Genomic DNA, 26,850 nt, shown 5'->3' with positions numbered 1-26,850 from the left:
GCGGCGGCCCTGCGCCAGGCCGGCTTCCATCCGGCCTCGCCGCTCGTCTGGCAGACCGACAGGCGGGCCGGCGACGCGGTGGCGGGCGGGCGCGACGGCGCGGCGCTCCTCGCCCACCTGCGCCGCCACGGCGTGCCGGTGCGGGAGATCCGGGTGCGCGAGCCGGGGCTCGACGTGCTCTACCGCGACGTGACCGCGGGCGAACCCCCGGCGGACCTTCGCCCCGTGGAGGCCGTGGCATGATCGTCGCCGCGTTCCGGGTGATGCTGCTCACCCTCTGGCGCGATCGCGCCGCCCTGGTGATGGCCTTCGTCCTGCCGACCGTGATCTTCTGCGTCTTCGCGGCGATCTTCTCCGGCGCCGTCGGCGAGCGGATCCGCATCCAGGTCGGGCTCCTCGACCAGGCCCGCACCGCCACGACCGGACGGCTCGTCGCCGCCCTCGAGGCCGACCCGGCGCTGCGCACGACGCGCCTCGACGGCGACCCGCTGACGGCGGTGCGCCGGGGCGAGGTCGACGTCGCCCTGGTGCTGCGCGGCGACCTCGCCGCCGGGAGCACCTCGGCCGACGCGCCGATCCTCGTCGTCGAGAGCCCGGCACGCGCCCTTGCCACCCCGATCGCGCTGGGCCAGGTCCAGAGGGTCCTCAACGAGGCCCTGCCCGACGTGGTGCTGTCGCGGGTCGTCGCCGACGTCGAGCGCACCGGCAAGATCGGCCCGGACGAGCGCGCCTTCCTGGACCGCGCCTTCGCCGAGAGCCGCGAGAAGAAGGAGGCCTTCTCCTTCGCCGCCCTGGTCGCCCGGACCTCGACGGCCGAGGGGCATGGCGGGCCGGACGGGGGCAATGCCCGCGTCGCCTACTATGCCGGGGCGATCGCGGCGGTGTTCCTGATGTTCGCCGCGATGCAGGGCGCCCTGTCCCTGGTCGAGGAGCGCCAGTCCGGCCTCGCCGACCGCCTCGCCGCCGCCCCCGGCGGCCTGCCGGTGGTGGTGCTCGGCAAGTTCCTGTTCCTGGTGCTCCAGGGCACCGCCCAGGGCGGCCTGATCTTCGCGGCCGCCGCCCTGGTCTACGGCGTCTCGGTCGGCCCGCACGTCGTGGCCTGGCTCGTCACCGGGGTGCTGGTCGCCGCCATGGCGGCGGGCCTGGGGCTCGCCGCCTGCGCGGCGGCGCGGACCCGCCAGCAGGCCCACCTCGTCTCGACCTTCGGGGTGCTGCTGCTCTCGGCGGTCGGCGGCAGCATGGTGCCGCGCTTCCTGATGCCGCCCTGGCTCCAGAGCCTCGGCTGGTTCACCCCGAACGCCTGGGCGATCGAGGCCTACCAGGCGGCCCTGGCCGAGGGCGCCGGCGGCGCCTGGCCGGCCTGGGCCGTGCTGGCGGGGCTCGCCGCCGCAGGCCTGGGCGCGGCCCTGGCGCTCACCGCGCGGCCGGCCCCCGGGCCGGCGCGGGCGTGAGGTCGGTGCCTCCCCGCCGGCGTCAACCCTTCAGCCGCTTGTTGCACTCGGAATAGTAGCCGCCGCCCTTCTCGATCCAGTTGAGGCCGCCGTTGCCGGCGCCGCCGGCCGCCTTGTTGGCGTTGTACTGGTCGAGGCAGGTGTGCTGGCGGGCGCTGCCCGGGGACTCCTTGGCGTATTTCGGTGCGACCGCCGTCGGATAGACCGCGCCGGCGGCCGGCGCGCGGGGGGCGGCGGCATTGCCGGCGGGCGCCGTGCCGGCGGGGCCTTGCGCGGCCGGCGCCGCGGGCTTGGCCGGGATGGCGGGCGGGTTCGGCGGCGGCGCCGGGTTCGGCTTGGGCGCGCCGGGGCTGAACGGGTTGGGGGCCGTCGTCTGGGCGTGGGCCGGGACGGCGAGCGCGCCGAGGATCAGCAGGGAAGCGAGGGAGAGACGCATCGGGTTTCGTCCGGGTTCGGGCGCCGCCAGCTTAGCAGTCCCGATCCGCCGGTGCGACAGCTACCGCAAGCGGGGATCGGCTTGAGAGCACTTCACGATCGCGCTGCAATCGCGAAGCTCTCTAAGTATTTGTGTTTACCGCATTTTCTGCGACGAACCGGTATCCACTTCGTCGGAAAATGCTCTAGCGCAGGCCTGCTTCAGCGCAGGTGAAACGCGAGCCACAGCACCGCGACGGCGACGAGGAGCGCGACGCACCCGCGCGCCAGGGGCCGGGCGAGGGTCGAGAGCCGGGCGAGCCGTGCCAGGGCCGTCCGGCGGTCGTCGCTCACTCGGAGGAGCGCCGGACGGCCGCGCCCGCGATGATGGTGGCGAGCGCCGCGGCCCCGAGGCCGTCCTGCAGGGCCCGCACCGGCTCGTCCGGCATCGCGAGCAGCCACAGGCCGGCCGTGGCCGCGATGCACACGGCGACGGCGCCGAGAATTCCCCGCTCGATCACGTGACGACCGGCCTCCGTTCGCGGGGCGCGCCAGCCCGCGCCGCTCCCCGCCCCTCTACGCCAGGCCGGCGGGCTTGCCCAGCATCCGCGAGCGAACATTCGGCGGGACATCCGGTCGGGACCGGCCCTGCCACATTCCTTAACCCTCCGCGGTCGCCACCGATTGAATTCCCGACCGTCCTGATAAAATTCAACCGCAGAGATTCGATGCCGCCGGGGCATGATGCCCGGATGCGCCTCCCGCGAAGGGGCGCGGCGGCCCGTGGAGACGGTGATGGCGAAACCCCTGGTTGTCGTGATTCCCCACCAGCTCGGTCGGAGCGAGGCACGGCGGCGCATCGATGCCCGGATCGGCCAGGGTCGGGATCTCGTCCAGAAGGCCGGCCTCACCATGCAGGACCCGGTCTGGACCGGCGACACCCTCGGCTTCCAGGTCGGCGCCATGGGCCAGTCGGTCAGCGGCACCATCGCGGTCGAGGACGAGGCCGCCCGCGTCGAGGTCCACCTGCCGCTGCTGCTCGGGGTCTTCTCCGGCAAGGTGCGGCAGGTCATCGCCGAGAAGGGCGGCGAGCTCTTGGCGACCTGACGGTCGCAGGCGGCGACCTGACGGTCGCGGACGGTCGGCGGGCCCAACCCGCGCCTCCCCGGCCTTGATGGAATCTTGATAATCCGGGCCGTCCGCCCGCCTTGTTCCTTTCCCGGAGCCGATCCCAGAACCCCGCGATGCGCAGCAGCGTCGCCCGGGGTGGTCGTGATGGTATCGAGTCAGGGCCGGCGAGCCCGCCGCCTTCCGCGGGGCGTCGCGCCGCCCGATCCGGCGCTGTGCCGGGTGCAGGCCGCCTGCCGGCTCTGCGGCTTTCCCGTCCGGGGCTTTCGCCACGGCACCACCTGCGTGCTCCGGATCGACCGCCTCGCCCTGCATTCCGCCTGCCGCGGCGCCGAGCACGCCTGCCCCGGCCTGCAGGAGGCGGTTCGCGCCGCCAGGTGCCCCGCCGACCGAGCCTGACCCCGCGATCTTTATGCCGCCTTTATGGCGGGGCGCCCCGTCCCCTCTCGAATCCCTACGCGATCGGGAGGATCTCCGGTGTCGGGGCCGCAGCGCGCGGCCCGGTTCGATGCGGCGGCGCCCGTCGTCCCCGCGCCGCCCGACGGGGATACCCCATGTTCGATCTTTTGATGCTGGCGGCCGGCCTGGGCTTCTTCGCCCTGTCGCTCGGCTACGTCTCCTTGTGCGAACGCCTGTGAGGAGGCCCGTGATGACCCTCGATTACGGGCTCGGCGGCCTGATGACCCTCGGGCTGCTCGCCTACCTCGCCTACGCCCTCGTGCGGCCCGAGCGGTTCTGAGGAGCACCCCCATGACGCTCTCAGGCTGGCTCCAGGTCGCGCTGTTCTGCGCGATCGTCCTCGCCCTGGTGAAGCCGCTCGGTCTCTACATGACCCGGGTCTTCACCGGCGCCTCCACCCCCCTCTCGCCCGTGCTGCGCCCGATCGAGCGCGGCCTCTACCGGCTGGCCGGCATCGACGAGACCCACGAGCAGCACTGGCTGGCTTACGCGGGCGCCATGCTGGTCTTCCACGCCGCCGGCTTCGCCCTGCTCTACGGCATCCTGCGGCTGCAGAACCTCCTGCCGTTCAACCCCGCCGACCAGGGCGCGGTGGCGCCGGACCTCGCCTTCAACACCGCCGCGAGCTTCGTCACCAACACCAACTGGCAGAACTACGGCGGCGAGAGCACCCTCTCCTACCTGTCGCAGATGCTGGGGCTGACGCACCAGAACTTCCTCTCGGCGGCGACCGGCATCGCGCTCGCCGTGGCGCTGATCCGGGGCTTTGCCCGGGCCTCGGCCCGCACGGTCGGCTCGTTCTGGGTCGACCTGACCCGCTGCACCCTCTACGTGCTGCTGCCGCTCTGCATCGTCTACACGCTGTTCCTGGTCTGGCAGGGCGTGCCGCAGACGCTCGCGCCCTACGCCGAGGCAACGACGCTCGAGGGGGCCAAGCAGACCATCGCGCTCGGGCCCGTGGCGAGCCAGGTGGCGATCAAGATGCTCGGCACCAACGGCGGCGGCTTCTTCAACGCCAACGCCGCCCACCCGTTCGAGAACCCCACCGCCTGGTCGAACCTGATCCAGATGGTGTCGATCTTCGCACTCGGCGCCGCGCTCACCAACGTGTTCGGCCGCATGGTCGGGGACGAGCGCCAGGGCTGGGCGATCCTCGCCGCGATGGGCGTGCTGTTCCTCGCCGGCGTCGCGATCACCTACGCGGCGGAGGGCGCCGGCAACCCGCTGCTGAACGCGCTCGGGCTCCAGGGCGGCAACCTCGAGGGCAAGGAGATCCGCTTCGGCATCCCCGGCTCGGCCCTGTTCGCGGTCGTGACCACCGCCGCCTCCTGCGGCGCGGTCAACGCCATGCACGACGCCTTCACGGCGCTCGGCGGCCTGATCCCGCTCGTCAACATGCAGCTCGGCGAGATCATCGTCGGCGGCGTCGGCGCGGGCCTCTACGGCATGCTGGTCTTCGTGGTGGTGGCGATCTTCGTCGCCGGCCTGATGGTCGGGCGCACGCCCGAATATCTCGGCAAGAAGATCGAGGCCCGGGAGGTCAAGATGGCGATGCTCGCCATCCTCTGCCTGCCCCTGATGATGCTCGGCTTCACCGCGCTCGCCACGGTGCTGCCGGCGGGCCTGGCGGGTCCCGCCAATGCGGGTCCGCACGGCTTCACCGAGATCCTCTACGCCTTCACCTCGGCGGCGGCCAACAACGGCTCGGCCTTCGGCGGGCTTTCGGGCAACACGCCGTTCTACAACCTGACGCTCGGCTTCGGGATGCTGGTCGGCCGGTTCTTCGTCATCATCCCGGCGCTCGCCATCGCGGGCTCGCTCGCGGCGAAGAAGACCCTGCCGGCCTCCGCCGGGACCTTCCCGACCCATGGCGGCCTGTTCGTCGGCCTCCTCGTCGGGGTGATCCTGATCGTCGGCGGCCTGACCTTCTTCCCGTCGCTGGCGCTGGGACCGATCGTCGAGCACCTGGCCGGGGCGGCCGGCCAGACCTTCGCGGCGGCGGGGGGCTGAGCCATGACCACCCACGCCGACCGCATCCGCCGGGGCCTGTCCCGGCACCGGCCGCGCTCGGGCCCGCGCCACGACCGCTCCGCCTTGCGGCCCTGCGACATCGTCCTGGCGCTCACCGGCCTCGCGCTCCTCGGCTCCGGCGCGATCTGGGCGGCGGTCATGCTCGGGGCCGCGGCGCTCGCGCCGTGAAACAAGTCAGAGCGAACAGGGCTCATCCCAACCCACGACCTCATCCTGAGGTGCTGCCGCTCGCGGCAGCCTCGAAGGAGGGCTCCAGAAGTCCTTGCGACATCTGGAGCCCTCCTTCGAGGTCAGTCGATCGAAGATCGACTAACACCTCAGGATGAGGTCGCGGGAGGGACATGGCGGGTCCAAAGCCGACTTGTTTGACTAAAGCTCAGCGGCCTTCCTGCTCGAAATTTGACTCATCAATGCCTGGTTCTGCGGCAAATGCCGCCGAACCCCTCACTTTCCCGCCTTCATCCGGATCCCAGGATCATGGCCCAGTCCCAAAAATCCTCCCTCCCGAAATCCTCCCTGCTGAGCGCCGGCCTGATCGGGCCCGCGCTCCTCGGCGCGGTCACCAAGCTCGACCCGCGCCAGATGGTGAAGAACCCCGTGATGTTCGTGGTCGAGGTCGTGGCGGCCTTCACCACCCTGCTGTTCGTCCGCGACCTGATCTCGGGCGGGCAGGACCTGATGTTCACCGGCCAGATCATCCTCTGGCTCTGGTTCACCGTGCTGTTCGCCAACTTCGCCGAGGCGGTGGCGGAAGGCCGCGGCAAGGCGCAGGCCGATTCGCTGCGCCGCACCCGCACCGAGACGACCGCGAAGCTGCTCTCCGGCCCCGCGGCCGCTCCCGGCGGCCCACGCAGCGGTTACGAGACCGTGCCGGGCGCCGGCCTCAAGGTCGGCGACGTGGTGCTGGTGGAAGCCGGCGACGTGATCCCGTCGGACGGCGAGGTGATCGAGGGCATCGCCTCTGTCAACGAGGCGGCGATCACCGGCGAATCCGCGCCGGTGATCCGCGAATCCGGCGGCGACCGCTCGGCGGTGACCGGCGGCACGCAGGTGCTCTCCGACTGGATCCGGGTGCGGATCACGGCCGCCGCCGGCTCGACCTTCATCGACCGGATGATCGCACTCGTCGAGGGCGCCTCGCGCCAGAAGACCCCCAACGAGATCGCGCTCAACATCCTGCTTTCCGGCCTCACCATCGTGTTCGTGTTCGCGGTCGGCTCGATCCCGAGCTTTGCGTCCTACGCCGGCGGCGCGATCCCGCTCGCGGTCCTGGTGGCGCTCTTCGTCACCCTGATCCCGACCACGATCGGCGCGCTGCTCTCGGCGATCGGCATCGCCGGCATGGACCGGCTGGTGCGGTTCAACGTGCTCGCCATGTCGGGCCGCGCCGTCGAGGCGGCGGGTGACGTCGATACGCTGCTTCTCGACAAGACCGGCACGATCACGCTCGGCAACCGCCAGGCGACCGAGTTCCGACCCGTCCGCGGCGTCACCCCGGGCACGCTGGCGGACGCCGCCCAGCTCGCCTCGCTCGCCGACGAGACGCCGGAGGGCCGCTCGATCGTGGTGCTCGCCAAGGAGGCGCACGGCATCCGGGCCCGCGACATGGGAAGCCTCGCCGCCACCTTCGTGCCGTTCACCGCGCAGTCGCGGATGTCGGGCATCGACCTCGACGGCTCCTCGATCCGCAAGGGCGCGGTCGAGGCGGTGATCGCCAGCCTGGAGGCGGCCCCCGCGCCGGTCGGGCGCGAGGCCACCGCCCGGGTGATCCAGCCCCGCCTCGACGCGATGGCCGCCCAGGAGATCCGGGCCATCGCCGAGGAGATCGCCAAGGCCGGCGGCACGCCGCTGGCGGTCGCCCGCGACGGCAAGCTGCTCGGCGTCGTCCACCTCAAGGACATCGTCAAGGGCGGCATCCGGGAGCGCTTCGCGGAGCTGCGCCGGATGGGCATCCGCACGGTGATGATCACCGGCGACAACCCGATGACCGCGGCCGCCATCGCCGCGGAGGCCGGCGTCGACGACTTCCTCGCCCAGGCCACCCCGGAGGACAAGCTGGCGCTGATCCGGCGCGAGCAGGCGCAGGGCAAGCTCGTGGCGATGTGCGGCGACGGCACCAACGACGCGCCCGCGCTCGCCCAGGCCGATGTCGGCGTGGCGATGAACACCGGCACGGTGGCGGCCCGCGAGGCCGGCAACATGGTCGACCTCGATTCCGACCCGACCAAGCTCATCGAGATCGTCGAGATCGGCAAGCAGCTGCTGATGACGCGGGGTGCGCTGACCACCTTCTCGATCGCCAACGACGTAGCGAAGTACTTCGCCATCATCCCGGCGATGTTCGTCGGGCTCTACCCGCAGCTCCAGGCCCTCAACGTGATGGGGCTCGCTTCGCCCCAGAGCGCGATCCTGTCGGCGATCATCTTCAACGCGCTGATCATCGTGGCGCTGATCCCGCTCGCCTTGCGCGGTGTGAGCTACCGCGCCGTCGGCGCCGCCGCGTTGCTGCGGCGCAATCTCCTGATCTATGGTCTCGGCGGGATCCTGGTGCCGTTCGTCGGCATCAAGGTGATCGATCTCGCCGTGAGCGCCCTCCACCTCGCCTGATCGAACTCGGCTCGAACGGACAAGAACGCCATGCTCCGGCACCTCCGCCCCGCCCTCGTGCTCCTCACCGGCCTGACCCTCGTCACCGGCCTCGCCTACCCGCTCGCCATGACGGGCATCGCCGGGCGGCTCTTCCCGGCGCAAGCCGAGGGCAGCCTGATCCGCAATGCGGACGGCACGCTCGTGGGCTCCGCCATGATCGGCCAGAGCTTCACGAGCGAGCGCTACTTCCACGGCCGCCCCTCGGCGACCGTGGCGCCCGATCCGGCCGATTCCACGAAGACCGTGGCGGCGCCCTACAACGCCGCCAATTCCGGCGGCGCCAATCTCGGGCCGACCAACCCGGCGCTGATCGACCGGGTGAAGACCGACCTCGCCGCTCTCAAGGCCGAGAACCCGACCGACCCGGTGCCGCAGGACCTCGTCACCACCTCGGGCTCGGGGCTCGATCCCGACGTCTCGCCCGAGGCCGCCCTGTTCCAGGTGCCCCGGGTGGCGAAGGCCCGCGGCATCTCCGAGGATGGCTTGCGCGCCCTCGTCGCCGGGCAGGTGCAGGAGCCGAGCCTCGGTGTCCTCGGCGAGCGCCGGGTCAACGTGCTCGCCCTCAACCGCGCCCTCGACGTCCAGCAGGCCCGATGAGGGACACGTCCCGTCCCTCGGGCGAGGGCTTGCGGCCCTTGCGCGAGGGCCTGCGGCCCTCGCCCGACGCCCTCCTGGCGCAGGCGCGCCGGGAGGCGCCCGGGCGCGGGCGCCTGAAGATCTTCCTGGGAGCCGCGCCGGGGGTCGGCAAGACCTACGAGATGCTGACGACGGCCCATGCGCGCGTGCGCGAGGGCGTCGACGTGGCGGTGGGCGTGGTCGAGACCCACGGCCGGCCCGAGACCGAGGCCCTGGTCGCCGGGCTCGCGGTGCTGCCCCGCCGCACGGTCGCGTATGGCGGCGGCACGTTCGACGAGATGGACCTCGACGGGCTCTTGGCCCGCAAGCCGCAGCTGGCGCTGGTCGACGAGCTCGCCCACACCAACGCCCCGGGCTCGCGCCACCCCAAGCGCTACCTCGACGTCGAGGAGCTGCTCCAGGCCGGCATAGACGTCCACACCACCCTCAACATCCAGCACGTCGAGAGCCTGAACGACGTGGTGGCGCAGATCACCCGGATCCGGGTGCGCGAGACGGTGCCGGATTCGATCCTCGACCGGGCCGACGACATCGAGGTCATCGACCTCTCCCCCGACGACCTGATCCGGCGCCTGCAGGAGGGCAAGGTCTACCTGCCGCGCCAGGCCGAGCGGGCGCTCAAGCACTACTTCTCTCCCGGCAACCTGACGGCGCTCCGCGAGCTGGCGCTGCGCCGCACCGCCCAGCAGGTCGACGACCAGCTCGTCACCCACATGCGCGCCCACGCGATTCCCGGCCCCTGGGCGGCGGGCGAGCGGGTGCTGGTCTGCGTCAGCGAAGATCCGCGCTCGGCCGGGCTGGTGCGCACCGCCAAGCGCCTCGCCGACCGGCTGCGGGCGCCGTTCACCGCGCTCACCATCGAGAGCCGGCGCAGCGCTCAGCTCGGCGAGGCCGAGCGCGACCGCATCGCCGATACGCTCCGGCTCGCCGAGCGCTTGGGCGGAGAGACCGCGACCCTGCCGAGCCAGGGCCGCATCGCCGACGACGTGGTCGCCTTCGCCCGCGAGCACAACGTCACCCACGTGGTGATCGGCAAGTCGACCCGCTCGCGCTGGTTCGAGCTCCTGAACGGCTCGGTGGTGCACGACCTCCTGCGCCGCTCCGGCTCGATCAGCGTCCACGTCGTGGCGGGCGAGGAGGCGGCAGGGGCGCCGGCCCCCCACAAGGGCGTGCGCACCGCCGCCCCGCCCCGGCCCGGCCTCCTGCCCTACGCGGCGGCGCTCGCCGCGGTCGCGGGCGCGCTCGGCCTCGGCCTCGCGCTCCAGCCCTCCCTCGGCCACGAGAGCACCGACCTCGTCTTCCTCACCGCCGTGGTGGCGGTGGCGGTGCGCTTCGGGCTCGCCCCGTCGCTCGTCACCGTGGTGGCGGCGTCGCTGGCCTACAACTTCTTCTTCCTGCCGCCGCTCTACACCTTCACCATCGCCGACCCCACCAACGTCGTCGCCCTGTTCTTCTTCACCCTGGTGGCGGTGGTGGTCTCGAACCTCGCCGCGCGGGCGCGGGCCGAGGCGACGATCTCGCGCACCCGCAGCAAGGCCACCGAGGCGCTCTACGGCTTCTCGCGCAAGCTCGCCGGCTGCGGCACCCTCGACGACGTGCTCTGGGCCACCGCCTACCAGATCGCCCTGATGCTGCGCCTGCGGGTGGTGCTGCTCCTGCCGCAGGGCGGCACCGTCACGGTGATGGCCGGCTATCCCCCGGAGGACGAGCTCGACGAGGCCGATCTCGCGGCGGCGAAATGGACCTTCGACCACGGCCGCCCGGCGGGGCGGGGCGCCGACACCCTGCCGGGAGCGAAACGCCTCTTCCTGCCCCTGCGCACCGGCCGCGGCATGGTCGGAGTGGTCGGGCTCGACGGCGACAAGCCGGGGCCGCTCCTCACCCCCGACCAGCGCCGGCTCCTCGACGCGCTCGCCGACCAGGGGGCGCTCGCCATCGAGCGGGTCCACCTGGTCGAGGACCTCGATCGCGCCCGCCGCTCGGCCGAGACCGACCGCCTGCGCCAAGCCCTGCTGTCGTCGCTCTCGCACGACCTCAAGACGCCGCTCGCCGCGGTGCTCGGCTCGGCCACGACCCTGCGCGACCTCGGGGACGCCCTCGACCGCGACGGGCAGGGCGAACTGCTCGCGACCATCATCGACGAGGCCGAGCGGCTGAACCGCTTCATCGCCAACCTCCTCGACATGACGAAGCTCGAATCCGGGGCGCTCGCCCCGAACCTCGCACCCCACGACCTCGCCGAGATCGTCGCGACGGCGCTCGAGCGGGCGGACAAGATCCTGGCGCATCACCGGGTCGCCCTGGCTCTCGGCGCCGGCCTGCCGCCCTTGCGCCTCGACGCGGTGCTGACCGAGCAGGTGCTGTTCAACCTCCTCGACAACGCCGCCAAGTACGCCCCCGAGGGCAGCCTGGTGCGGATCGAGGCCTGGCAGGAAACCCAGGATGGGGACGACGTCGTGCGGGTGCGGATCCTCGACGAGGGCGAGGGCATCCCGGAGGGCGACGAGGAGCGGATCTTCGACACCTTCTACCGGGTGAGGAAGCGCGACCGGGTGCGGGCCGGGACGGGCCTGGGCCTTGCCATCTCGCGCGGCTTCGTCGAGGCGATGGGCGGGCGGATCACCGCCCGCACCCGGGGCGACCGGCACGGGTTCCCCTGCCCGGGCGCCGCCTTCACCCTGACCTTCCCGGTGCCCCGCGCCGCCCAGGAGGACGCCGCCGCGTGACCAACGACCCCCGCATCCTGGTGATCGACGACGAGCCGCCGATCCGCAAGCTCCTGCGCGTGGGCCTCGGCAGCCAGGGCTACCAGGTCGTGGAGGCGCAGAACGGCCGCACCGCCCTCGACCTCCTCAGCCGGGAGGACATCGCGCTGGCGATCCTCGATCTCGGCCTGCCGGACATCAAGGGGCACGACCTCCTGGCGCAGATCCGGGGCCTGAAGCCCGACCTGCCGGTGATCGTGCTGTCGAGCCGCGACGACGAGGCCGGCAAGGTCGAGGCGCTCGATCTCGGGGCGGACGACTACGTCACCAAGCCCTTCGGCATGAACGAACTGCTCGCCCGGATGCGCACGGCGCTCCGCCACCAGCTCGCGGTCGGCGGCGAGCGCCCGGTCTTCCGGGCCGGCGAGCTCTCGGTCGACCTCGTGCGCCGCATCGTCCGGGTGGGCGAGCGCGAGGTGAAGCTCTCGCCCAAGGAATACGACGTGCTGCGTCTGCTCGTGCACCATGCCGGCAAGGTGCTCACCCACGCCCACCTGCTGCGCGAGGTGTGGGGCAACGCCGCCGACCCGCAATACCTCCGGGTCTACGTGCGCCAGCTGCGCCAGAAGCTCGAGCCGGAGCCCGAGCGCCCGCGCTACATCCTGACCGAGACCGGGGTCGGCTACCGGATGCGGGCGCCGGACTGAGGCGGACGCTCGGCCGGGACGGCGGGCGCTGAGGGCGCGCGGCGCACCCAGGCGTCGAGGGCCCAGCCGATGCCCCGTCCCGCGGCGGCCACGAAGGCCAGGGACCCGGCGAGGTGGAGGAGGAGCGGCGCGTCCGACGCGGCGGGCAGCAGGGCAGGTACGGGCATGAGCTCTCCGATCTTGCCGTGGGAGAAGACCGCCGGGGCCGCGGCGAACGCCAGTGCTCCGGCGCCACACCGCCCCGGGCGGTGGCGCCCGCCGGAGGGCGCCGGCGGCGATCCGGTTCGCGGGTGTGGCACCGGAGCACGGGTGGCCGGCGCGGTCCGGTGCCCGTCCGGGTCACCCCGGCCCGAATCGCCCTCACCCCGAACTACCCCTGTGCCCGAAGCACTCCCGTCCGAATCGCGCCGTCCGCCGGAAGGCCGGTCAGCGCCGGGCGGCGCCCGCCGGCGACCGGGACGTCAGGGTCGCCGCCAGCGTCGCGCAGCAGGGGATCGGCAGCGGGCAATCTCCCCCGACCCCGCGATGGCACCGGCGGCGGGCCGGCGCGGCACGACGGTCGACGCGATCGCCTCCCGCCTCGCCGCCGGCCAGCCGCCCCAGCAGCACCGCCTCGTGGTGGTATTCGAGACCCAGGGATACCCGGATGCCGCGCAGGACATTCCGCTCGCGGTCGGTTGACAATCCCTGTCGCTCGCGCGCCGCGATCAATGAAGCCTGCCGGACCGCCCTGTCGCACGTCGCACCGATGTCGGACTGAACTTGGACGAGCAGTGATCTCGCATCCATCGCGTCCCCCGCTGCCTTTTTTGCATTGCAGCATCGGCGGATCTTCTCGTATCCGCACTGGGGGAAATCTTATCCGAGCCGATCCGGTTGGCGAGGTACATCACGGTTAGGCAAAAGTGGGACGCGTCCGGGTGTGGCAGAAGGGCCGTCCCGCCCGGCTCGGGCCCTCAAGGCCGGACGGACTGCGCGCGGGCGTGAGCAAGGCGGGAATGGGCGAAACGGGAATGCGCAAGGCGGGAATGCGCGACCGGCCGGCCCGCCACCGCGGGGGACGGCACCGAGGCGGTGCGGTCGGCCTCCGCCCGGGCCGCGGCCGCCTCGCGCTGCTCCTGCTGCTCGTGGTCGACCGCCATGAAGCGGTACATGTCCCACTTCGTGGTGCCCTCGCTGAACATGCCGGAGGGGGCCTTGTAGCTGTAGATCTCCTTCGCCGACTGGGCCGAGGCCGCGGTCGCGGCGAGCAGGGTCGCCCCGGCGAGGAGCAGGGTGGTCTTCGTCATCGTCGATCTCGTCGGTCATGCGCGGCCGGTCGCCGGGATTGCGCCGCCGCTCGAAGCCGGATCTAGGTTGTGCCCTCGACGATCCCTGTGCGCTCGCGCACATGTACGACGGTCGATGGGCGAATCTCGGGATTAAATACGCTTTGCCGACTTCGGTTTGATTGGCGTTTCGAAAATTCTATTCTCTGTAAGAGCCAAAATGGATGAAATTATTCCGTTTCCGCCGGTTTCGGTGGGCGACCCGGCCGCCGCCGCGCCGGCGCCCCACAAAAAGCCATGCTCGCCTGTCTTTCGTGGCCTGCACGAATCGCAAGGGACCGGAGCGCGAGACCGATGATGCAGATAGCCGCCTTCCTGGTGTTCCTGGCCATGGGCGTGACCAACCTCCTGGCGGTGCAGGCGGGCTTGACCGCGGCGCTCGGGGTGCCGGTGCTGCTCGGCCTCGTGGTCGCGGTGCCGGTGTTCTACTTCCGCTTCGTCGGCTCGGCGGCCGGCATCGTCGGGGCGATCGTCGGCTGGCAGATGTCGGCGCCGATGGCGGTGCTGCTCTTCTGCTGGCCGGTGCTGGTCTACGGCTTCCTGCGCGGCGGGGCCGAGGCCCGGACCTTCCTCGCCCGTCGCGCGGCATGAGCCTCCGGCGCCGGCGGCTCCCTCAGCGCTGCCGCGCGACGGCGACGAGGTAGCGGCAGGGCCGGTCGCTCCGGTTGGCGAAGACGCACTCGGCGGGCGCGCCCAGCGCCAGGCAGTCGCCGGCCGCGAGAACGTGGACAGCCTCGCCCTCCCGGAAGGTCAGGGTGCCGTCGAGCATCCAGATCATCTGGCGCAGGAAGGCGTAGGAGGCCGCCGGATAGGCGATCTCGGCCCCGGCCGGCAGCTCGACCTCGGTCAGGTCGAGGGGATGCTCCCCCATCAACGGCGAGAGCTGGCGGCGGCGGTAGCCGGTCGCCGGGTCGACCCAGACCGGCTGGGACGCGGCGCGCCGCAGCTGGCCCGTCTCCCCCTCGGCCCGGGCGAGCAGGGTCGAGAGGGTGAGCCCGAAGGCGCCCGAGAGCCGGCCGAGCAGCACGGCGGTCGGGCTCGCCTCGGCCCGCTCGACCTTGCTGATCATCGCCTTCGAGACGCCGGAACGCGCCGCCAGGTCGCCGAGCGACCAGCCCCGCGCCTCCCGCTCCAGCCGCAGCCGGCGCGCGAGCCCGTCGGTCGGGTCGGGCGCGGGCACCGGCGGCGTCGGGTCGGGCATCGTCATGGTGCCACCATAGGGGCTTTCGGGCGGGCCGGCACCCGTCCTGCCGGACCGGACGGATGCCGCAGGGACAGGGGGCGGGGCCGCTCGGCAAGCCCTCCCGGGCGCCATCCCCAGGTTTTTCGTCTAAGTCTTTGCCGCGGATGCACTTTCCTTACGATCGGGTGCATAATGACCGGATCGCGCCGTGGGTGCGCGCAGCGGGGCGGGTGAGCGTGCGGGACGGAAGCGGGCGATGGGGGCTCGGCCTGGCGGCGCTCGCGGCGGTCGCCATTCCGTTCGCGGTGATCGCGGTGCTCGACCCGCGCATCGGGCTCCTGCGCGCGCGCCCGGCGAGCGAGGCGGGCAATAGCTCCCCCGGCCAGGCGTCCCCGGCCCAGACGTCCTCGGCCCAGGCGCCGGCCCCGCCCCTGTCGCAGGGCACGATGCCGGGCCCGCCCGCCTCGCCGTCCCGGCGGCCCTGGATCGACGAGGCCCAGCCGCAAGCCGCCGAGCGCCCCTGCCCCGTCTGCGCCGCCGAGGCCGGGCCGGTCGCGATCCGCGGCACCCTCGCCGACCAGGAGATCCAGGTCCCCGACGTGACGGCCGAGCGGACCGCCCAGCGCGAGCGGCTCATCGGCTGGACCGCCCATCCCGACCGGGTCCCGGGCTCGGCCGCCACCCTCGACCTGATCGGCCTCGTCTACACCGCGCCGCGGGAGGCCGGTGCCGGCTACCGGCCGCTGGCGATCGACCTGTCCGGGGCGCCCGGCCGGGCCGTGGTGGTGCTGACCGAGCAGCCCGTCAGCCTCGGCCTCGCGACCGTCCCGGCCGACCGGGCCGGCGCGCTCGGCGTCGAATCGAGCGCCGCCTTCGCCCTGGCGGAGGGCCGCCCCGGCCTGCTGGCGGGGTTCCGCGCCCTGCCCTACGGCGCCGCCGAGGTCGCGCCGGTGCTCGATCCCCTGCGGTTCGGACCCGGGACGCGGCGCGGCTTCTGCGAGGCCTTGCGGCTGTGGGCGGTGCAGTTCGGCCTGCCGGCCTGGCGCACCCGCTACACCCTGATCGAGAACCCGACCCGGATCGCGCTCGCCGGCGAGGCCCTGCGCACCGACGGCACCACCCGCGGACGGGTCTCCGGCCCGCGCCTCGCCCGCCTGTGCCGGGCCTGACCGCGCCGCACGCTTGACCCCGGCCCGCCGGCTCTTTACCGATCGGTACAGAGAGGGAGCCCGTCATGTCCGATCCCACCGTCTCCGAAAGCCGCCCGCCGCTGCCGCCCTTCACCCGGGAGACCGCCCTCCTGAAGGTCCGGGCCGCCGAGGACGGCTGGAACGGCCGCAACCCCGGCAAGGTCGCGCTGGCCTACACGCCGGACAGCCGCTGGCGGAACCGGGCCGAGATCTTCCGGGGCCGCCCGGCCATCGTGGCGTTCCTGACCCGCAAATGGGCCCGCGAGCACGAGTACCGCCTGATCAAGGAGATCTGGGCCTGGTCGGACGCCCGCATCGCGGTCCGCTTCGCCTACGAGTTCCACGACGAATCCGGGGCGTGGTTTCGCGCCTACGGCAACGAGAACTGGGAGTTCGCGGAGAACGGCCTGATGGCGGTGCGCCACGCCAGCATCAACGACCTGGCGATCACCGAGGGCGAGCGCCTCTTCCGCTGGGACCGCTCGGGCCCGCGCCCGGCCGACCATCCCGGCCTGACGGAGCTGGGGCTCTGACGCGCCCGCAGACCCGCGCGGCGGTCCTGCCGCTCCTGGCGGAGGCGTTTCGCGAGCACGGCTACGAGGGGGCGAGCCTGTCGGTGATCGCCCGCCGCACCGGGCTCGGCAAGGGCAGCCTCTACCACTTCTTTCCCGGCGGAAAGGAGGAGATGGCCGCCGCCGTGCTCGCCGAGATCGAGGCGTGGTTCGAGGCGCGGATGTTCCGCCCCCTGCGCGAGGACCCGGACCCGGCGGCGGCGTTACGCGCCATGCTGGCGGAGACGGAGGCCTATTTCCGCTCGGGGCGGCGGATCTGCCTCGTCGGCGCCTTCGCGCTCTCGGCCACCCGCGATGCCTTCGCCCGGCGCATCGACGCCTATTTCGCCGCCTGGCGCGACGCGGTCGCCGCCGCGCTGACCCGGGCCGGGGTGGCCGAGGCCCCCGCCCGCGATCTCGCCGAGGAGACCGTCACGGCGATCCAGGGCGCGCTGGTGACGGCGAGCGCGCTGCAGGATCCGGGCCTGTTCGGGCGCACCCTCGCGCGGCTCGCGGCGCGGCTGGAGGCGGCGACCGCCGCGGAGTGCCGCGGGCACGGGGCGGCCCCGCTCTCCTGAGGGACCGGCCGACCGGACGGACGCCGCGCGCCCCGTCCGCGGTACCGGGGCGGCCGCCAACCTTCACAGCGCTGTCGCAAAACCCCCTTACAGACCGAAACCAGCCTGAAACAAGCTGCAACAAGGCCGCCCCGCCCCATCCGGTCCGACACGTCGAACGATCGCGGGTGAGCCCGGTGCCTCCTGCGCGTCCCTGACTCTTCAAGCCCTAACAGCTTCGCGCCGAACGGTGGCGCCCGGTCCGGGCCCGCCGCCGCTCCCGCGCGCCCGGAGACACTGGAACCCATGGCCACCACGCTTGCCGCCGGCGACATCGCCATCGTCGGCTACGACGCCACCAACCCGGACGACTTCGCCTTCGTGGTGCTGCGGGACGTCGAGGCCGGCACGGCCATCAGCTTCACCGACAACGGCTGGAGTTCCAGCGCCAACGCGTTCCGCACCGGCGAGGGCACCTACACCTACACGGCGCCCTCGGCGCTCGCCGCCGGCACGGTGATCCGCCCGACCACCGACAGCGCCGCCGCCGGCACCAACTCTCCCGCGTTCACGGCGCAGAACTTCGCGCTCAACGCCTCGGGCGACCAGATCCTGGCCTACCAGGGCACGGCCGCGAGCCCGACCTTCCTGTACGCGATCAACTTCGCCGACGGCGGCACGGCGTTCGCCGCCAACGCCACCAGCGCCAGCACCTCGGCCCTGCCGCCGGGCCTGACGCCGGGCCAGACCGCCGTCGCCCTGCCCTCCGCCAACGGCCGCTATGCCGGCGCGACCGCGGGCACCCGCGACCAGATCCTGGCCTCGGTCGGCACGCCCTCGTCCTGGACCCAGAACAACACCACCCGGGTCGGGGATGCGGCTTACACCCCCTTCGCGGTGACCGCCGCCCAACCCCTGCCGACCCTGTCGATCGACGACGTCCAGGCGGCCGAGGGCGATTCCGGCACGAAGCAGCTCGCCTTCACGGTGTCGCTGAGCGCCGCCGCGCCCGCCGGCGGCGTGACCTTCGACATCGCCACCGCGGACGGCACGGCGACGGCCGGCAGCGACTACGCCGCCCGCAGCCTCACCCGCCAGACCATCGCGGCGGGCCAGACCCGCGCCACCTTCGCGGTCGACATCACCGGCGACACGGTGGTGGAGCCGACCGAGACCTTCACGGTCAACGTCGCGAACGTCGCGGGCGCGACCGTGGCGAAGGGCCAGGGCACCGGCACGATCCTCAACGACGATACCGGCACCCGGATCGGCGGCACGGCGATCTTCGACGCCGCGCCCTCGCTGCAGGGCCTGTCGGGCGCGACCGCCACGACCCCGCCGAGTGCCACCAACGCGCTCCAGCTCGTGCGGCTCGGCGCCTACGCCACCACCAACGACACCGCGACGACGATCGCGCCGAATGCCGAGGTGGTGGCCTACGATTCGACCACCAGCCGGCTCTACGTCCAGAACACCAACGAGAACCGGATCGAGATCGTCGCCCTCGACGCCGCCGGGTCCCTGCGCAAGACGGGCGAGATCCTGCTCTCCAGCCTCGAGCAGTACGGCGCGGTGAACTCGGTCGCGGTGGTCAACGGCCTCGTGGCGGTGGCCTATGCCAATGCGACCGGGGACGCGCCCGGCCGCGTCGCGCTGTTTACCGCCGACGGCACGCTGCAGCGCTCGCTCGCCGTCGGGGTCGGGCCCGACCAGATCGTCTTCACCCGCGACGGCAGCCGCCTCCTCGTCGCCAACGAGGGCGAGCAGGCGAGCCAGGCCAGCAACCCGGTCGGCAGCGTCTCGATCATCGACGTCTCGGGGGGCGCGGCCGGCGCCTCCGTCGCCACGACCGTCGGCTTTTCCGGGCTCGACGGGTCCGAGGCGACGTTGCGCGCCCGCGGCCTCGCGATCACGCCCGGCAAGGCGGCGTCCGCCGACATCGAGCCCGAATACATCGCGATCTCGCCCGACAACCGCTTCGCCTACGTCACCCTGCAGGAGGTGAACGGCGTCGCGGTGATCGATCTGACCAATCCCGGCACGGCGCCGATCGCGATCCAGCCGCTCGGCGCGGTCAACCACGCGCTCGCCGGCAACGAGTTCGACGCCTCCGACCGCGACGGGCCGAACGGCACCGCCTCGATCCGCATCGCCGCGACGCCCGCCGGCACCCCGATCTACGGCCTGCTCCAGCCCGACAGCGTCGCGTCGTTCACCACCGGCGGGGCGACCTACTTCGTCACCGCCAACGAGGGCGACCAGCGGGTCATCGGCGGCGCCGACGACGCCAACGACGTCGCGCGCCTGAGCGCGGTGCCGAATGCCCGCCTCACCCCGGCGCTCCAGGCGCTGAAATCCGACCCGGCCTATGCCCGGCTCAACGTGCTCCTGCGCACCGGCGACACCGACGGCGACGGGGTAATCGACCAGCTCAATACGCTCGGCGGCCGCGGCATCTCGATCTTCCGCCAGAACGCCGACGGCACGATCACCAAGGTGCGCGAGACCGGCGGCGAGTTCGAAAAGATCTTCGCCCGGATCGCGCCGGAGCGGTTCAACAACGACCAGACCGCCGCCGCCACCCCCGACGACCGCTCCGACAACAAGGGACCGGAGCCCGAGGGCATCACCGTCGGCGCGGTGAACGGGCGCATCTACGCCTTCGTCGGCCTGGAGCGCCAGAGCGGCATCCTGGTCTACGACGTGACCGACCCGGCGAACGCCAACTACGTGTCCTACGTGCCGCCGCTCGCCGGTTCGCCCGCCGATCTCGGCCCGGAGGTGCTGACCTTCATCCCGGCCGACCGCAACCCGACCGGCACCAACCTCGTGGTCTCGGCCAACGAGGTGGCGAATGGCGGCGCCACCCTCTACGCCGCCCTGCCCCAGGGCGCGACGCAGGAGGTCTCCTTCGCGCCCGACTCGCTGAGCGTCAGCCGGCCCGAGGGCCATGGCGGCACCACGACCTTCAGCTTCACGGTCCAGCGCTCGAACGGCACGCTGGGCACCGTCGCCTTCACGGCCGAGCTCTCCGGCTCCGGCACGAACCCGGCGAATTCCGACGACTTCGCCGGCAGCCCGGCCCTGCCGCTCACCGTCACCGGCACGATCCCGGCGGGCGCCGCCTCGGCGGTCGTCACCGTCACCGTCCAGGGCGACGCGACGCCGGAGCCGAGCGAGACCTTCGCGCTCAAGCTCACCGGCGCCAGCACGAGCCAAGCCGGCCTCACCGCCACGGTGGCGGCCGCCAACGCCGCCGCCACCGGTACCATCGTCAACGACGACGTGACCCTGATCTCGGCGGTGCAGGGCACCGGCAGCGCCAGCCCGCTCGTCGGCCAGACCGTCACGGTCGAGGCGATCGTCGTCGGCGACTTCCAGAACGGCGACGCGGATGCCAAGCGCAACCTCGGCGGCTTCTACCTGCAGGAGGAGAGGGCCGCCCAGGATGCCGACCCGCTGACCTCGGAGGGGCTGTTCGTCTACGAGGGCACCGGCAACCGCCTCGTCGACGTGACCGAGGGCGACCGGGTCCGGGTCACCGGCACGGTCACCGAGTTCAACGGCGAGACGCAGCTCACGGTGAACGCCGCCTCGGGCATCCAGGTCGTCCAGGCCGGCGCCCTCTCGGCCGCCGAGGTCAAGGCGCAGGCGGTCGACGTCAGCCTGCCGGCGGCGGGCGTGCTGGGCACCGGCACGACGGCGCAGCCGGACCTCGAGCGCTACGAGGGGATGCTGGTCCGCTTCCCCCAGACCCTCACGATCTCGGAGCAGTTCAACCTCGACCGCTTCAACGAGATCCGCCTCGCGGCGGGCGGGCGGCCCGAGACCTACACCAACGCCTTCGAGCCGAATGCGGCCGCCTACGCCGCCTATCTCGCCCAGACCGCGGCGCGCTCGATCACCTACGACGACGGATCGAACAGCCAGAATCTGCCGATCGAGAGCCTCGACGGGTTCGGCCCGACCTATTCCACCGCCACCGCCCCGCGGATGGGCGACACGATCACCGGGCTCACCGGCACGCTCGGCTTCGGCCCGACCGGCGCCTTCCGGGTCCGGTCGATCGAGGACGGCACGAACGGCGTCACCAAGGCCAATCCGCGCCCGAGCGCGCCGGACGCGGTCGGCGGCACGCTGAAGGTCGGCAGCCTCAACGTCCTCAACTACTTCACGACGCTCACCGGCACGGCGAGCGCGACGACGGCGATCGGCCAGCAGCCGCGGGGCGCCAACACGAGCGAGGAGCTGGCGCGCCAGACCGAGAAGCTCGTCACCACGCTGATCGGCACCGGGGCCGACGTGCTCGGCCTCACGGAACTCGAGAACCAGTTCCAGCCCGGCAACCCGGGCAACGCGCTCGAATACCTGGTGGGCCAGCTCAACGCCCGGGCCGGGGCCGGCACCTACGCCTACGTGAACCCCGGCAGCCAGCTCGACCAGGGCCAGTTCCTCGGCGGCGACGCCATCGCGGTCGGCTTCATCTACAAGCCGGGCAAGGTCGGCGTCGCGCTCGACACCACGATCGAGAAGCTCGACGATGCGGACGTGGCGCGGATCGATCCGGCGCTCTTGCAGCAGAGCACGACCGGCCACCTCTTCAACGGGGTGAATACAAGCCGCGCGTCCCTCGCGGTGACGTTCCACGAGATCGCCAGCGGTGAGGATTTCACCGCGGTCATCAACCACCTGAAGTCGAAGAGCGGCACCGGCACCGGCGCGGATGCCGACCAGGGCGACGGCCAGGGCAACTGGCAGCAGCAGCGCGAGCTCGCCGCCAAGGCGCTGACCGAGTGGGTGGCGACGAAGCCGACCGGCACGCAGGATTCCGACATCATCCTGCTCGGCGACTTCAACGCCTATCTCAAGGAGGACGCCCTCGACACGATCAAGGCCGGGGGCTTCACCAACCTCGCCGAGGACCGCCTCGCCGACCCGTATTCCTACGTCTTCGACGGGGCCTACGGCGCCCTCGACCACGCCTTCGCCACCCCGAGCCTGAACGGCCAGGTGACCGGCGTGACCGAGTGGCACGTCAACGCCGACGAGGCGGACGCGATCGACTACAACCTCGATTTCGGCCGCTCGCCCTCGTACTTCGACGGCCGCGTCGCGGCGCGCGAATCCGACCACGACCCGGTGCTGGTCGGCCTCAAGCTCGACCGGACCGCCCCGACGCTCCTCGCCGCCACGCCCGCCGACAACGCCACCGGCGTGGCGACGGGCGCCACCATCACCCTGCGCTTCAGCGAGGCGGTGAAGGCCGGCACCGGTTCGATCACGATCACCGACGGGGCGGGCGACACCCGCACCCTCGCGGTCTCCGACGCCGCCCAGGTCGCGATCGCGGGCGACACCGTGACGATCGACCCGAGCGCCGACCTCAAGGCGGGCACCGCCTACGACGTGATCGTGCCGAAGGGTGCGGTCACCGACACGGCCGGCAACGCCTTCGCGGGCCTCGCCCAGGACCAGCTCGACTTCACCACCCAGCAGGCCGCCCCGATGACCTACACGCTCCAGATCCTGCACGCCTCCGACTGGGAGGCCGGCCTCCTGGCGACCCAGCGCGCGCCGAACTTCGCGGCGATCGTCGACAAGCTCGAGGACGCGACCCCGAACTCGATCACGCTCTCGACCGGCGACGGCTGGATCCCGAGCCCGTTCTTCATCGCCGGCGCCGACCCGCAGCTGAACGCGACCTATAACGGCGTCTACAACCAGCTCTACGGGCTGTCGGGCGCCAACGCCTACGGCAAGCTCACCGCCTCGCCGGGCCGGGCCGACATCACGATCCAGAACATCATCGGCGTCCAGGCCGCGGTGTTCGGCAACCACGAGTTCGATTCAGGGCCCACGGAAGTCGCCAACATCATCGGGGCCAATCTCGGCTCGGCCCCGGGTGCTTCCGACGACACCTGGGTCGGGTCGCAATTCCCCTACCTCTCGACCAACCTGAACTTCTCGCGCGAATCGGCGCTGTCGGGCCTCGTCCATAAGGACGGCGACGCCGCGAGCTTCGCCGAGACCGGCCCAGCCTCGACCCAGACCGGCACCGGCGCCGACAAGATCGCCAAGTCGACGATCATCACCGAGAACGGCGAGAAGATCGCCTTCATCGGCGCCACCACCCAGCTCGAGCCGCTGCTGACCACGCTCGGCAACGTCACGCTCGACGGCTTCACCGGCCGCGACGAGATCGCGCTGCTCGCCCAGCAGATCAACGCCGAGGTCGACCGGGTGCTCGCCGCCAACCCGGGCCTCAACAAGGTCATCGTCGGCACCCACCTGCAGCAGCTGTCGAACGAGCAGGCGCTGGCCCCGCTCCTGCGCAACGTCGACGTGCTGATCGGCGGCGGCTCGCACACCCTACTCTCCGATTCCAACGACCGGCTGCTGCCGGGCGACGTGTCGGGCGGCGCCTACCCGCAATTCTTCACCAACGCCTCGGGCCAGACCCTGGCGCTGATCAACACCGCCTCCGAGTACTCGTATGTCGGCCGCCTGACCGTCACCTTCGACGACCAGGGCAACGTCATCCGCGACTCGATCACGCCGCAGAACTCGGGCGCGGTCGCGGTCGACGACACCAGCGTGGCGCAGCTCTGGGGCTCGAAGGACGCGGCCTTCGCGCCGGGCACCAAGGGCTACCTCGTCAGGGAAATGATCGAGGGCCTCGACGTCAACAACGACGGCATCCAGGAGACCGCCGGCGTCGCCGACATCATCCGCCAGCAGGACGGCAACATCCTGGGCCGCACCAGCGTCTACCTCGAAGGGCGCCGCGGCGAGGTCCGCACCGAGGAGACCAACCTCGGCGACCTCTCCGCCGATGCCAACCTCTGGTACGCCAAGCAGTACGATGCCTCGGTCGCGGTCTCGATCAAGAACGGCGGCGGCATCCGCGACTCGATCGGCTCGTTCTCGACCGCGGGCGGCGGCACCGCCGAATTGCCCCCGGCGGCCAACCCCTCCGCGGGCAAGCAGTCGGGCGACATCTCGCAGCTCGACGTCACGAACTCGCTGCGCTTCAACAACGCGCTCGCCGTCACCACGGTCTCGGCGCTGGAGATGAAGCGGATCCTGGAGCACGCGGTCTCGGCCACCGCCTCGGGTGCGACGCCCGGGCAGTTCCCGCAGATCGGGGGCCTGAGCTTCTCGTTCGACGCCGGCAAGACCGCCCAGACCCTCGACGCCAACGGCACCGTCACCCGCGAGGGCCAGCGGATCCTCAACGCGGCGATCGTCGACGAGAACGGCCGGATCACCGACACCCTGGTCCAGAACGGCCAGATCGTCGGCGACCCGAACCGCGGCATCCGCACCGTCACCCTCGACTTCCTGGCGACCGGCACCTCGACCGCGCCGGGCCTGGGCGGCGACAACTATCCCTTCCCGGCCTACGGCGAGAACAAGGTGGCGCTCGCTTCCGCCACGCCCGGCCGCTCGCTGCCGAACACCGCGACCTTCGCCGCGCAGGGCACCGAGCAGGACGCGATGGCCGAGTACCTGCGCGCCTTCCACGCCTCGACGCCCTACGGCACCGCCGACACGAATCCGGCCGGCGACACCCGGATCCAGAACCTCGCCACCCGCGGCGACACGGTGCTGGCCCGCGGCGTCGTGCGCACCGGCACCGACGGCAACGACACGCTGACCGGCACGCCCTACGACGACATCATCAGCGGCGGCGCCGGCACCGACACCCTGGTGTTCGGCTCGCGGCTCGCCGACGCCACCGTCACCCGCGACGGCGCCTACACGCTGATCACCGGGCCGGAGGGCCGCGACCGGGTCGCCGGCTTCGAGCGCTACCAGTTCACCGACGCCACCGTGGTCACCGGCGACGGCGCGCCCCTCGTCGACGACCTGTTCTACCTCGCCGCCAACAAGGACGTCCTCGCCGCCGGCCAGGACGCCGACGCGCACTACGCCCTCTACGGCTGGAAGGAGGGCCGCGACCCCAACGCGCTGTTCTCCACCACCGGCTACCTCGCCGCCAACCCGGCCGTGCGCGCCTCGGGCCAGAACCCGCTCGAGCAGTACGACCAGGCGGGCTGGAAGGAGGGCCGCGACCCCTCCGCCGCCTTCGACAACGAGCTCTACCTCGCCCGCAACCCGGACGTGAAGGCCGCCGGCGTCGACCCGCTCGCGCACTACCTCCTCTACGGCCAGGGCGAGGGCCGCGAGACCTTTGCCGCGATCGGCAGGACCGCCGACCTCGGCGGGCATCCGGGCTTCGACGCCGAGTACTACCTGCTGTCGAACCTCGACGTGGCGCGGGCGGCGACGGGTTCGGGCCGCGATCCGTTCGCCTTCGCCTACGACCACTACCAGCTCTACGGCTGGAAGGAGGGCCGCAACCCCAACGCGGTGTTCGACACCAAGGGCTACCTGGACGCCTATGGCGACGTGAAGGCGGCGGGCGTCGACCCGCTGCTGCACTACGACCTCTACGGCTGGAAGGAGGGGCGCGACCCGTCGAAGGCGTTCGACACCACGGCCTACCTGGCGGCCAACGGCGACGTGGCGCGGGCGCAGGTCGACCCGATGCTGCACTACCTGCAATACGGCGCGCTCGAGGGCCGCGCGGCCCCGGGCGACACCACCTTCGGCTACGGCACCGTCGGGTAGTTCTTCGGACGCCACCGCATGAGAAAGGCCCGCGCGGCACCCGCCGCGCGGGCCTTTTTGCGTCCTCGGGGACGGTTGCCGACCGGGCCCGTCCCGAGATGTCCCGCCGAGAGCCCGCCCGACGTCCCCTGCCGCCCGTCCTCCTGCGCCTCCGGACGAGGGTAGGCGGGACCTCGGCGCTGCTTCGCATCCTGCCTCCTCGCCCGATCCGGCACGCGATCTCCGATCGGGCGGCCCGCATCGCCCGCTTTCCCCGGTCCGGCGCAGGGCCCGGAGCCGCAGGAGCCGTGCCGCCGGTGTGGCAGGCCCACAACAGCCGGCAACCGATCACCGATTCCCCCGGTCTCGAGACGACGGGACCTGCGTTTGCAGCGCAAGGGAGCGTTGCATTTTGCGACCGTGCAGTAGCACACTTGACGTAAGGATCGCACGGGCCGCGGCAGCACCTACGGCCCGTTGGCGATCCGTCGACTTTTCGCGCCAAGCATAATTCGGGGGTAGCACACCATGGCGAGCGTCGTAGGGACGACACGCGAACAGGAGGTCACGTACCTGTCGGGCGTGAACGCCGATGGGACCCTGGCAAGTCCGGCCTTTGCTACGTACAACGCCGACAATCCCGACACCTACGATACGGCGTCGACTCAGTTCCACTGGGGTCCGGTCAACGCGGCCGGGACGGGCGGCGGGACCCTGAAGTACATCTTCGACCCGGCCTCGCAATGGACCGCCGGCGAGCAGGCCGCCCTCGCCGGCAGCCTGAGCATGTGGTCGGCGGTGGCCAACATCTCGTTCCAGCAGACGACCTCGGTGGCCGACGCGAATATCGGGTTCACCCGGAACACCGACAGCAGGGCCTACACGCAGACGTACTCGACGCCCCACGCCGTCGGTTCGAGCGTGATCACGCCGCCCACCGACGGGGCGGCGCTGATCTCCCTCGACATGACGGAGACCCCGCGGGGGAACGATCCGTTCGGCTCGTTCAACGACTTCCAGGGCGGTGGAACCGGCTACGGTGCCGGCACCGTGATTCACGAGGTGGGCCACTCCCTCGGGCTCGGCCATGGCGGTCCCTACAACAACACCAATACGGTCAGCCAGCAATACGGGCCCTACGACAACGAAACCTCGACATTGATGTCGTACTTCAACCCGCACGAGCCGGTGAACTATCCGAGCCCGATCACCGGGACCAACTGGACCACCGGGGACGGCGTCAACCAC

General features: G+C 72.1%; 23 protein-coding genes and 1 pseudogene. 18 read left to right on the top strand and 6 right to left on the bottom strand.

The genetic code is table 11. From position 1 onward, the window contains the following. Positions 1-243: pseudogene (locus HPY23_RS26580) on the top strand (ABC transporter ATP-binding protein); the annotation flags it as partial. After that, positions 240-1,451 carry an ABC transporter permease gene (locus HPY23_RS26575; RefSeq protein WP_091888581.1) on the top strand — a complete coding sequence of 404 codons (1,212 nt, stop codon included), beginning with the start codon at positions 240-242 and terminating at the stop codon, positions 1,449-1,451. The pseudogene HPY23_RS26580 and the gene HPY23_RS26575, both read left to right, overlap by 4 nt. Before the next feature lie 22 nt (positions 1,452-1,473). On the opposite strand, the gene HPY23_RS26570 is transcribed toward HPY23_RS26575, so the two are convergent. From HPY23_RS26570 to HPY23_RS26565, 3 genes are all read right to left on the bottom strand, one after another. After that, the gene (locus HPY23_RS26570; RefSeq protein ID WP_091888583.1) at positions 1,474-1,887 is read right to left on the bottom strand and encodes a hypothetical protein; all 414 of its coding nucleotides are present in this window, start codon (positions 1,885-1,887) and stop codon (positions 1,474-1,476) included. A gap of 200 nt (positions 1,888-2,087) precedes the next feature. Further along, entirely contained in the window at positions 2,088-2,219 is a 132-nt protein-coding gene (locus HPY23_RS33650) for a hypothetical protein (RefSeq protein WP_268926675.1), read from the bottom strand. Beyond that, positions 2,216-2,386: a hypothetical protein gene (locus HPY23_RS26565; protein ID WP_165602076.1), complete on the bottom strand. Its 171-nt coding sequence runs from the start codon at positions 2,384-2,386 to the stop codon at positions 2,216-2,218. The genes HPY23_RS33650 and HPY23_RS26565 overlap by 4 nt, the downstream gene beginning before the upstream one ends. 274 nt (positions 2,387-2,660) lie before the next feature. Here HPY23_RS26565 and HPY23_RS26560 point away from each other — a divergent pair, with 274 nt between their 5' ends. The 9 genes from HPY23_RS26560 (at position 2,661) to HPY23_RS26520 (ending at position 12,180) form a co-directional block, all read left to right on the top strand. Continuing rightward, the gene (locus tag HPY23_RS26560) at positions 2,661-2,972 is read left to right on the top strand and encodes a polyhydroxyalkanoic acid system family protein (protein ID WP_060847672.1); all 312 of its coding nucleotides are present in this window, start codon (positions 2,661-2,663) and stop codon (positions 2,970-2,972) included. Positions 2,973-3,140: 168 nt separating this feature from the next. Beyond that, positions 3,141-3,392, top strand: coding sequence for a hypothetical protein (locus HPY23_RS26555; protein WP_139234994.1), 252 nt, complete (start codon positions 3,141-3,143; stop codon positions 3,390-3,392). 250 nt (positions 3,393-3,642) lie between these two features. Continuing rightward, positions 3,643-3,732, top strand: a complete 90-nt coding sequence (locus tag HPY23_RS26550) for a K(+)-transporting ATPase subunit F (RefSeq protein WP_099905332.1) — start codon at positions 3,643-3,645, stop codon at positions 3,730-3,732. 11 nt (positions 3,733-3,743) lie between these two features. Continuing rightward, on the top strand, positions 3,744-5,462 hold the full coding sequence (kdpA, locus tag HPY23_RS26545; protein WP_091888585.1) for a potassium-transporting ATPase subunit KdpA: 1,719 nt from the start codon (positions 3,744-3,746) through the stop codon (positions 5,460-5,462). 3 nt (positions 5,463-5,465) lie between these two features. Continuing rightward, complete coding sequence (locus HPY23_RS26540; protein WP_091888587.1) at positions 5,466-5,651, top strand: hypothetical protein; 186 nt, start codon at positions 5,466-5,468, stop codon at positions 5,649-5,651. 309 nt (positions 5,652-5,960) lie between these two features. Continuing rightward, positions 5,961-8,090, top strand: coding sequence for a potassium-transporting ATPase subunit KdpB (kdpB, locus tag HPY23_RS26535; protein WP_091888589.1), 2,130 nt, complete (start codon positions 5,961-5,963; stop codon positions 8,088-8,090). Between the two features lie 30 nt (positions 8,091-8,120). Then, the gene (locus tag HPY23_RS26530; protein ID WP_091888591.1) at positions 8,121-8,729 is read left to right on the top strand and encodes a K(+)-transporting ATPase subunit C; all 609 of its coding nucleotides are present in this window, start codon (positions 8,121-8,123) and stop codon (positions 8,727-8,729) included. Beyond that, positions 8,726-11,494 carry a sensor histidine kinase gene (locus HPY23_RS26525; RefSeq protein ID WP_091888593.1) on the top strand — a complete coding sequence of 923 codons (2,769 nt, stop codon included), beginning with the start codon at positions 8,726-8,728 and terminating at the stop codon, positions 11,492-11,494. The genes HPY23_RS26530 and HPY23_RS26525 overlap by 4 nt, the downstream gene beginning before the upstream one ends. Continuing rightward, the gene (locus tag HPY23_RS26520) at positions 11,491-12,180 is read left to right on the top strand and encodes a response regulator transcription factor (protein WP_060847678.1); all 690 of its coding nucleotides are present in this window, start codon (positions 11,491-11,493) and stop codon (positions 12,178-12,180) included. Before HPY23_RS26525 ends, HPY23_RS26520 begins: the two co-directional genes overlap by 4 nt. Here HPY23_RS26520 and HPY23_RS26515 read toward each other — a convergent pair. Next, positions 12,156-12,347, bottom strand: a complete 192-nt coding sequence (locus tag HPY23_RS26515) for a hypothetical protein (RefSeq protein WP_060847679.1) — start codon at positions 12,345-12,347, stop codon at positions 12,156-12,158. The two genes, HPY23_RS26520 and HPY23_RS26515, sit on opposite strands and share 25 nt — an antisense overlap. A gap of 358 nt (positions 12,348-12,705) precedes the next feature. Here HPY23_RS26515 and HPY23_RS26510 point away from each other — a divergent pair, with 358 nt between their 5' ends. Continuing rightward, positions 12,706-12,861, top strand: a complete 156-nt coding sequence (locus tag HPY23_RS26510) for a hypothetical protein (protein WP_167543926.1) — start codon at positions 12,706-12,708, stop codon at positions 12,859-12,861. 275 nt (positions 12,862-13,136) lie between these two features. Here HPY23_RS26510 and HPY23_RS26505 read toward each other — a convergent pair whose 3' ends face one another. Beyond that, complete coding sequence (locus tag HPY23_RS26505) at positions 13,137-13,469, bottom strand: hypothetical protein (protein WP_060847680.1); 333 nt, start codon at positions 13,467-13,469, stop codon at positions 13,137-13,139. Between the two features lie 333 nt (positions 13,470-13,802). On the opposite strand from HPY23_RS26505, the gene HPY23_RS26500 reads away from it, so the two are divergent. Beyond that, on the top strand, positions 13,803-14,099 hold the full coding sequence (locus tag HPY23_RS26500) for a hypothetical protein (RefSeq protein WP_060847681.1): 297 nt from the start codon (positions 13,803-13,805) through the stop codon (positions 14,097-14,099). A 22-nt stretch (positions 14,100-14,121) separates the two neighbouring features. Here HPY23_RS26500 and HPY23_RS26495 read toward each other — a convergent pair whose 3' ends face one another. Beyond that, the gene (locus HPY23_RS26495) at positions 14,122-14,715 is read right to left on the bottom strand and encodes a helix-turn-helix domain-containing protein (protein WP_353954835.1); all 594 of its coding nucleotides are present in this window, start codon (positions 14,713-14,715) and stop codon (positions 14,122-14,124) included. 188 nt (positions 14,716-14,903) lie between these two features. Here HPY23_RS26495 and HPY23_RS26490 point away from each other — a divergent pair, with 188 nt between their 5' ends. The 5 genes from HPY23_RS26490 to HPY23_RS26470 all read left to right on the top strand — a co-directional run. Next, entirely contained in the window at positions 14,904-15,860 is a 957-nt protein-coding gene (locus HPY23_RS26490; RefSeq protein ID WP_244537631.1) for a hypothetical protein, read from the top strand. Between the two features lie 65 nt (positions 15,861-15,925). Further along, complete coding sequence (locus HPY23_RS26485; protein WP_091888595.1) at positions 15,926-16,414, top strand: nuclear transport factor 2 family protein; 489 nt, start codon at positions 15,926-15,928, stop codon at positions 16,412-16,414. After that, positions 16,411-17,010 carry a TetR/AcrR family transcriptional regulator gene (locus HPY23_RS26480; RefSeq protein WP_060849437.1) on the top strand — a complete coding sequence of 200 codons (600 nt, stop codon included), beginning with the start codon at positions 16,411-16,413 and terminating at the stop codon, positions 17,008-17,010. Before HPY23_RS26485 ends, HPY23_RS26480 begins: the two co-directional genes overlap by 4 nt. Positions 17,011-17,295: 285 nt before the next feature. After that, complete coding sequence (locus HPY23_RS26475) at positions 17,296-25,623, top strand: ExeM/NucH family extracellular endonuclease (RefSeq protein WP_200649700.1); 8,328 nt, start codon at positions 17,296-17,298, stop codon at positions 25,621-25,623. Positions 25,624-26,130: 507 nt separating this feature from the next. Beyond that, positions 26,131-26,850, top strand: a 720-nt coding sequence (locus HPY23_RS26470; protein ID WP_338101105.1) for a matrixin family metalloprotease, incomplete at its 3' end; no start/stop codon positions are given.

Origin of the sequence: Methylobacterium ajmalii (assembly GCF_016613415.1) — a bacterium.
GTDB classification, from domain to species: domain Bacteria; phylum Pseudomonadota; class Alphaproteobacteria; order Rhizobiales; family Beijerinckiaceae; genus Methylobacterium; species Methylobacterium ajmalii.
This window is presented reverse-complemented; position numbering and strand designations above follow the sequence as displayed.

Excerpts from the sequence above, each read along its gene's own strand:
- HPY23_RS26575 (WP_091888581.1), top strand. The coding sequence starts at position 240 with ATGATCGTCGCCGCGTTCCGGGTGATGCTGCTCACCCTCTGGCGCGAT.
- HPY23_RS26570 (WP_091888583.1), bottom strand. The coding sequence starts at position 1,887 with ATGCGTCTCTCCCTCGCTTCCCTGCTGATCCTCGGCGCGCTCGCCGTC.
- HPY23_RS26560 (WP_060847672.1), top strand. The coding sequence starts at position 2,661 with ATGGCGAAACCCCTGGTTGTCGTGATTCCCCACCAGCTCGGTCGGAGC.
- HPY23_RS26555 (WP_139234994.1), top strand. The coding sequence starts at position 3,141 with ATGGTATCGAGTCAGGGCCGGCGAGCCCGCCGCCTTCCGCGGGGCGTC.
- HPY23_RS26550 (WP_099905332.1), top strand. The coding sequence starts at position 3,643 with ATGACCCTCGATTACGGGCTCGGCGGCCTGATGACCCTCGGGCTGCTC.
- kdpA (WP_091888585.1), top strand. The coding sequence starts at position 3,744 with ATGACGCTCTCAGGCTGGCTCCAGGTCGCGCTGTTCTGCGCGATCGTC.
- HPY23_RS26540 (WP_091888587.1), top strand. The coding sequence starts at position 5,466 with ATGACCACCCACGCCGACCGCATCCGCCGGGGCCTGTCCCGGCACCGG.
- kdpB (WP_091888589.1), top strand. The coding sequence starts at position 5,961 with ATGGCCCAGTCCCAAAAATCCTCCCTCCCGAAATCCTCCCTGCTGAGC.
- HPY23_RS26530 (WP_091888591.1), top strand. The coding sequence starts at position 8,121 with ATGCTCCGGCACCTCCGCCCCGCCCTCGTGCTCCTCACCGGCCTGACC.
- HPY23_RS26525 (WP_091888593.1), top strand. The coding sequence starts at position 8,726 with ATGAGGGACACGTCCCGTCCCTCGGGCGAGGGCTTGCGGCCCTTGCGC.
- HPY23_RS26515 (WP_060847679.1), bottom strand. The coding sequence starts at position 12,347 with ATGCCCGTACCTGCCCTGCTGCCCGCCGCGTCGGACGCGCCGCTCCTC.
- HPY23_RS26510 (WP_167543926.1), top strand. The coding sequence starts at position 12,706 with ATGGCACCGGCGGCGGGCCGGCGCGGCACGACGGTCGACGCGATCGCC.
- HPY23_RS26505 (WP_060847680.1), bottom strand. The coding sequence starts at position 13,469 with ATGACGAAGACCACCCTGCTCCTCGCCGGGGCGACCCTGCTCGCCGCG.
- HPY23_RS26500 (WP_060847681.1), top strand. The coding sequence starts at position 13,803 with ATGATGCAGATAGCCGCCTTCCTGGTGTTCCTGGCCATGGGCGTGACC.
- HPY23_RS26495 (WP_353954835.1), bottom strand. The coding sequence starts at position 14,715 with ATGACGATGCCCGACCCGACGCCGCCGGTGCCCGCGCCCGACCCGACC.
- HPY23_RS26485 (WP_091888595.1), top strand. The coding sequence starts at position 15,926 with ATGTCCGATCCCACCGTCTCCGAAAGCCGCCCGCCGCTGCCGCCCTTC.
- HPY23_RS26475 (WP_200649700.1), top strand. The coding sequence starts at position 17,296 with ATGGCCACCACGCTTGCCGCCGGCGACATCGCCATCGTCGGCTACGAC.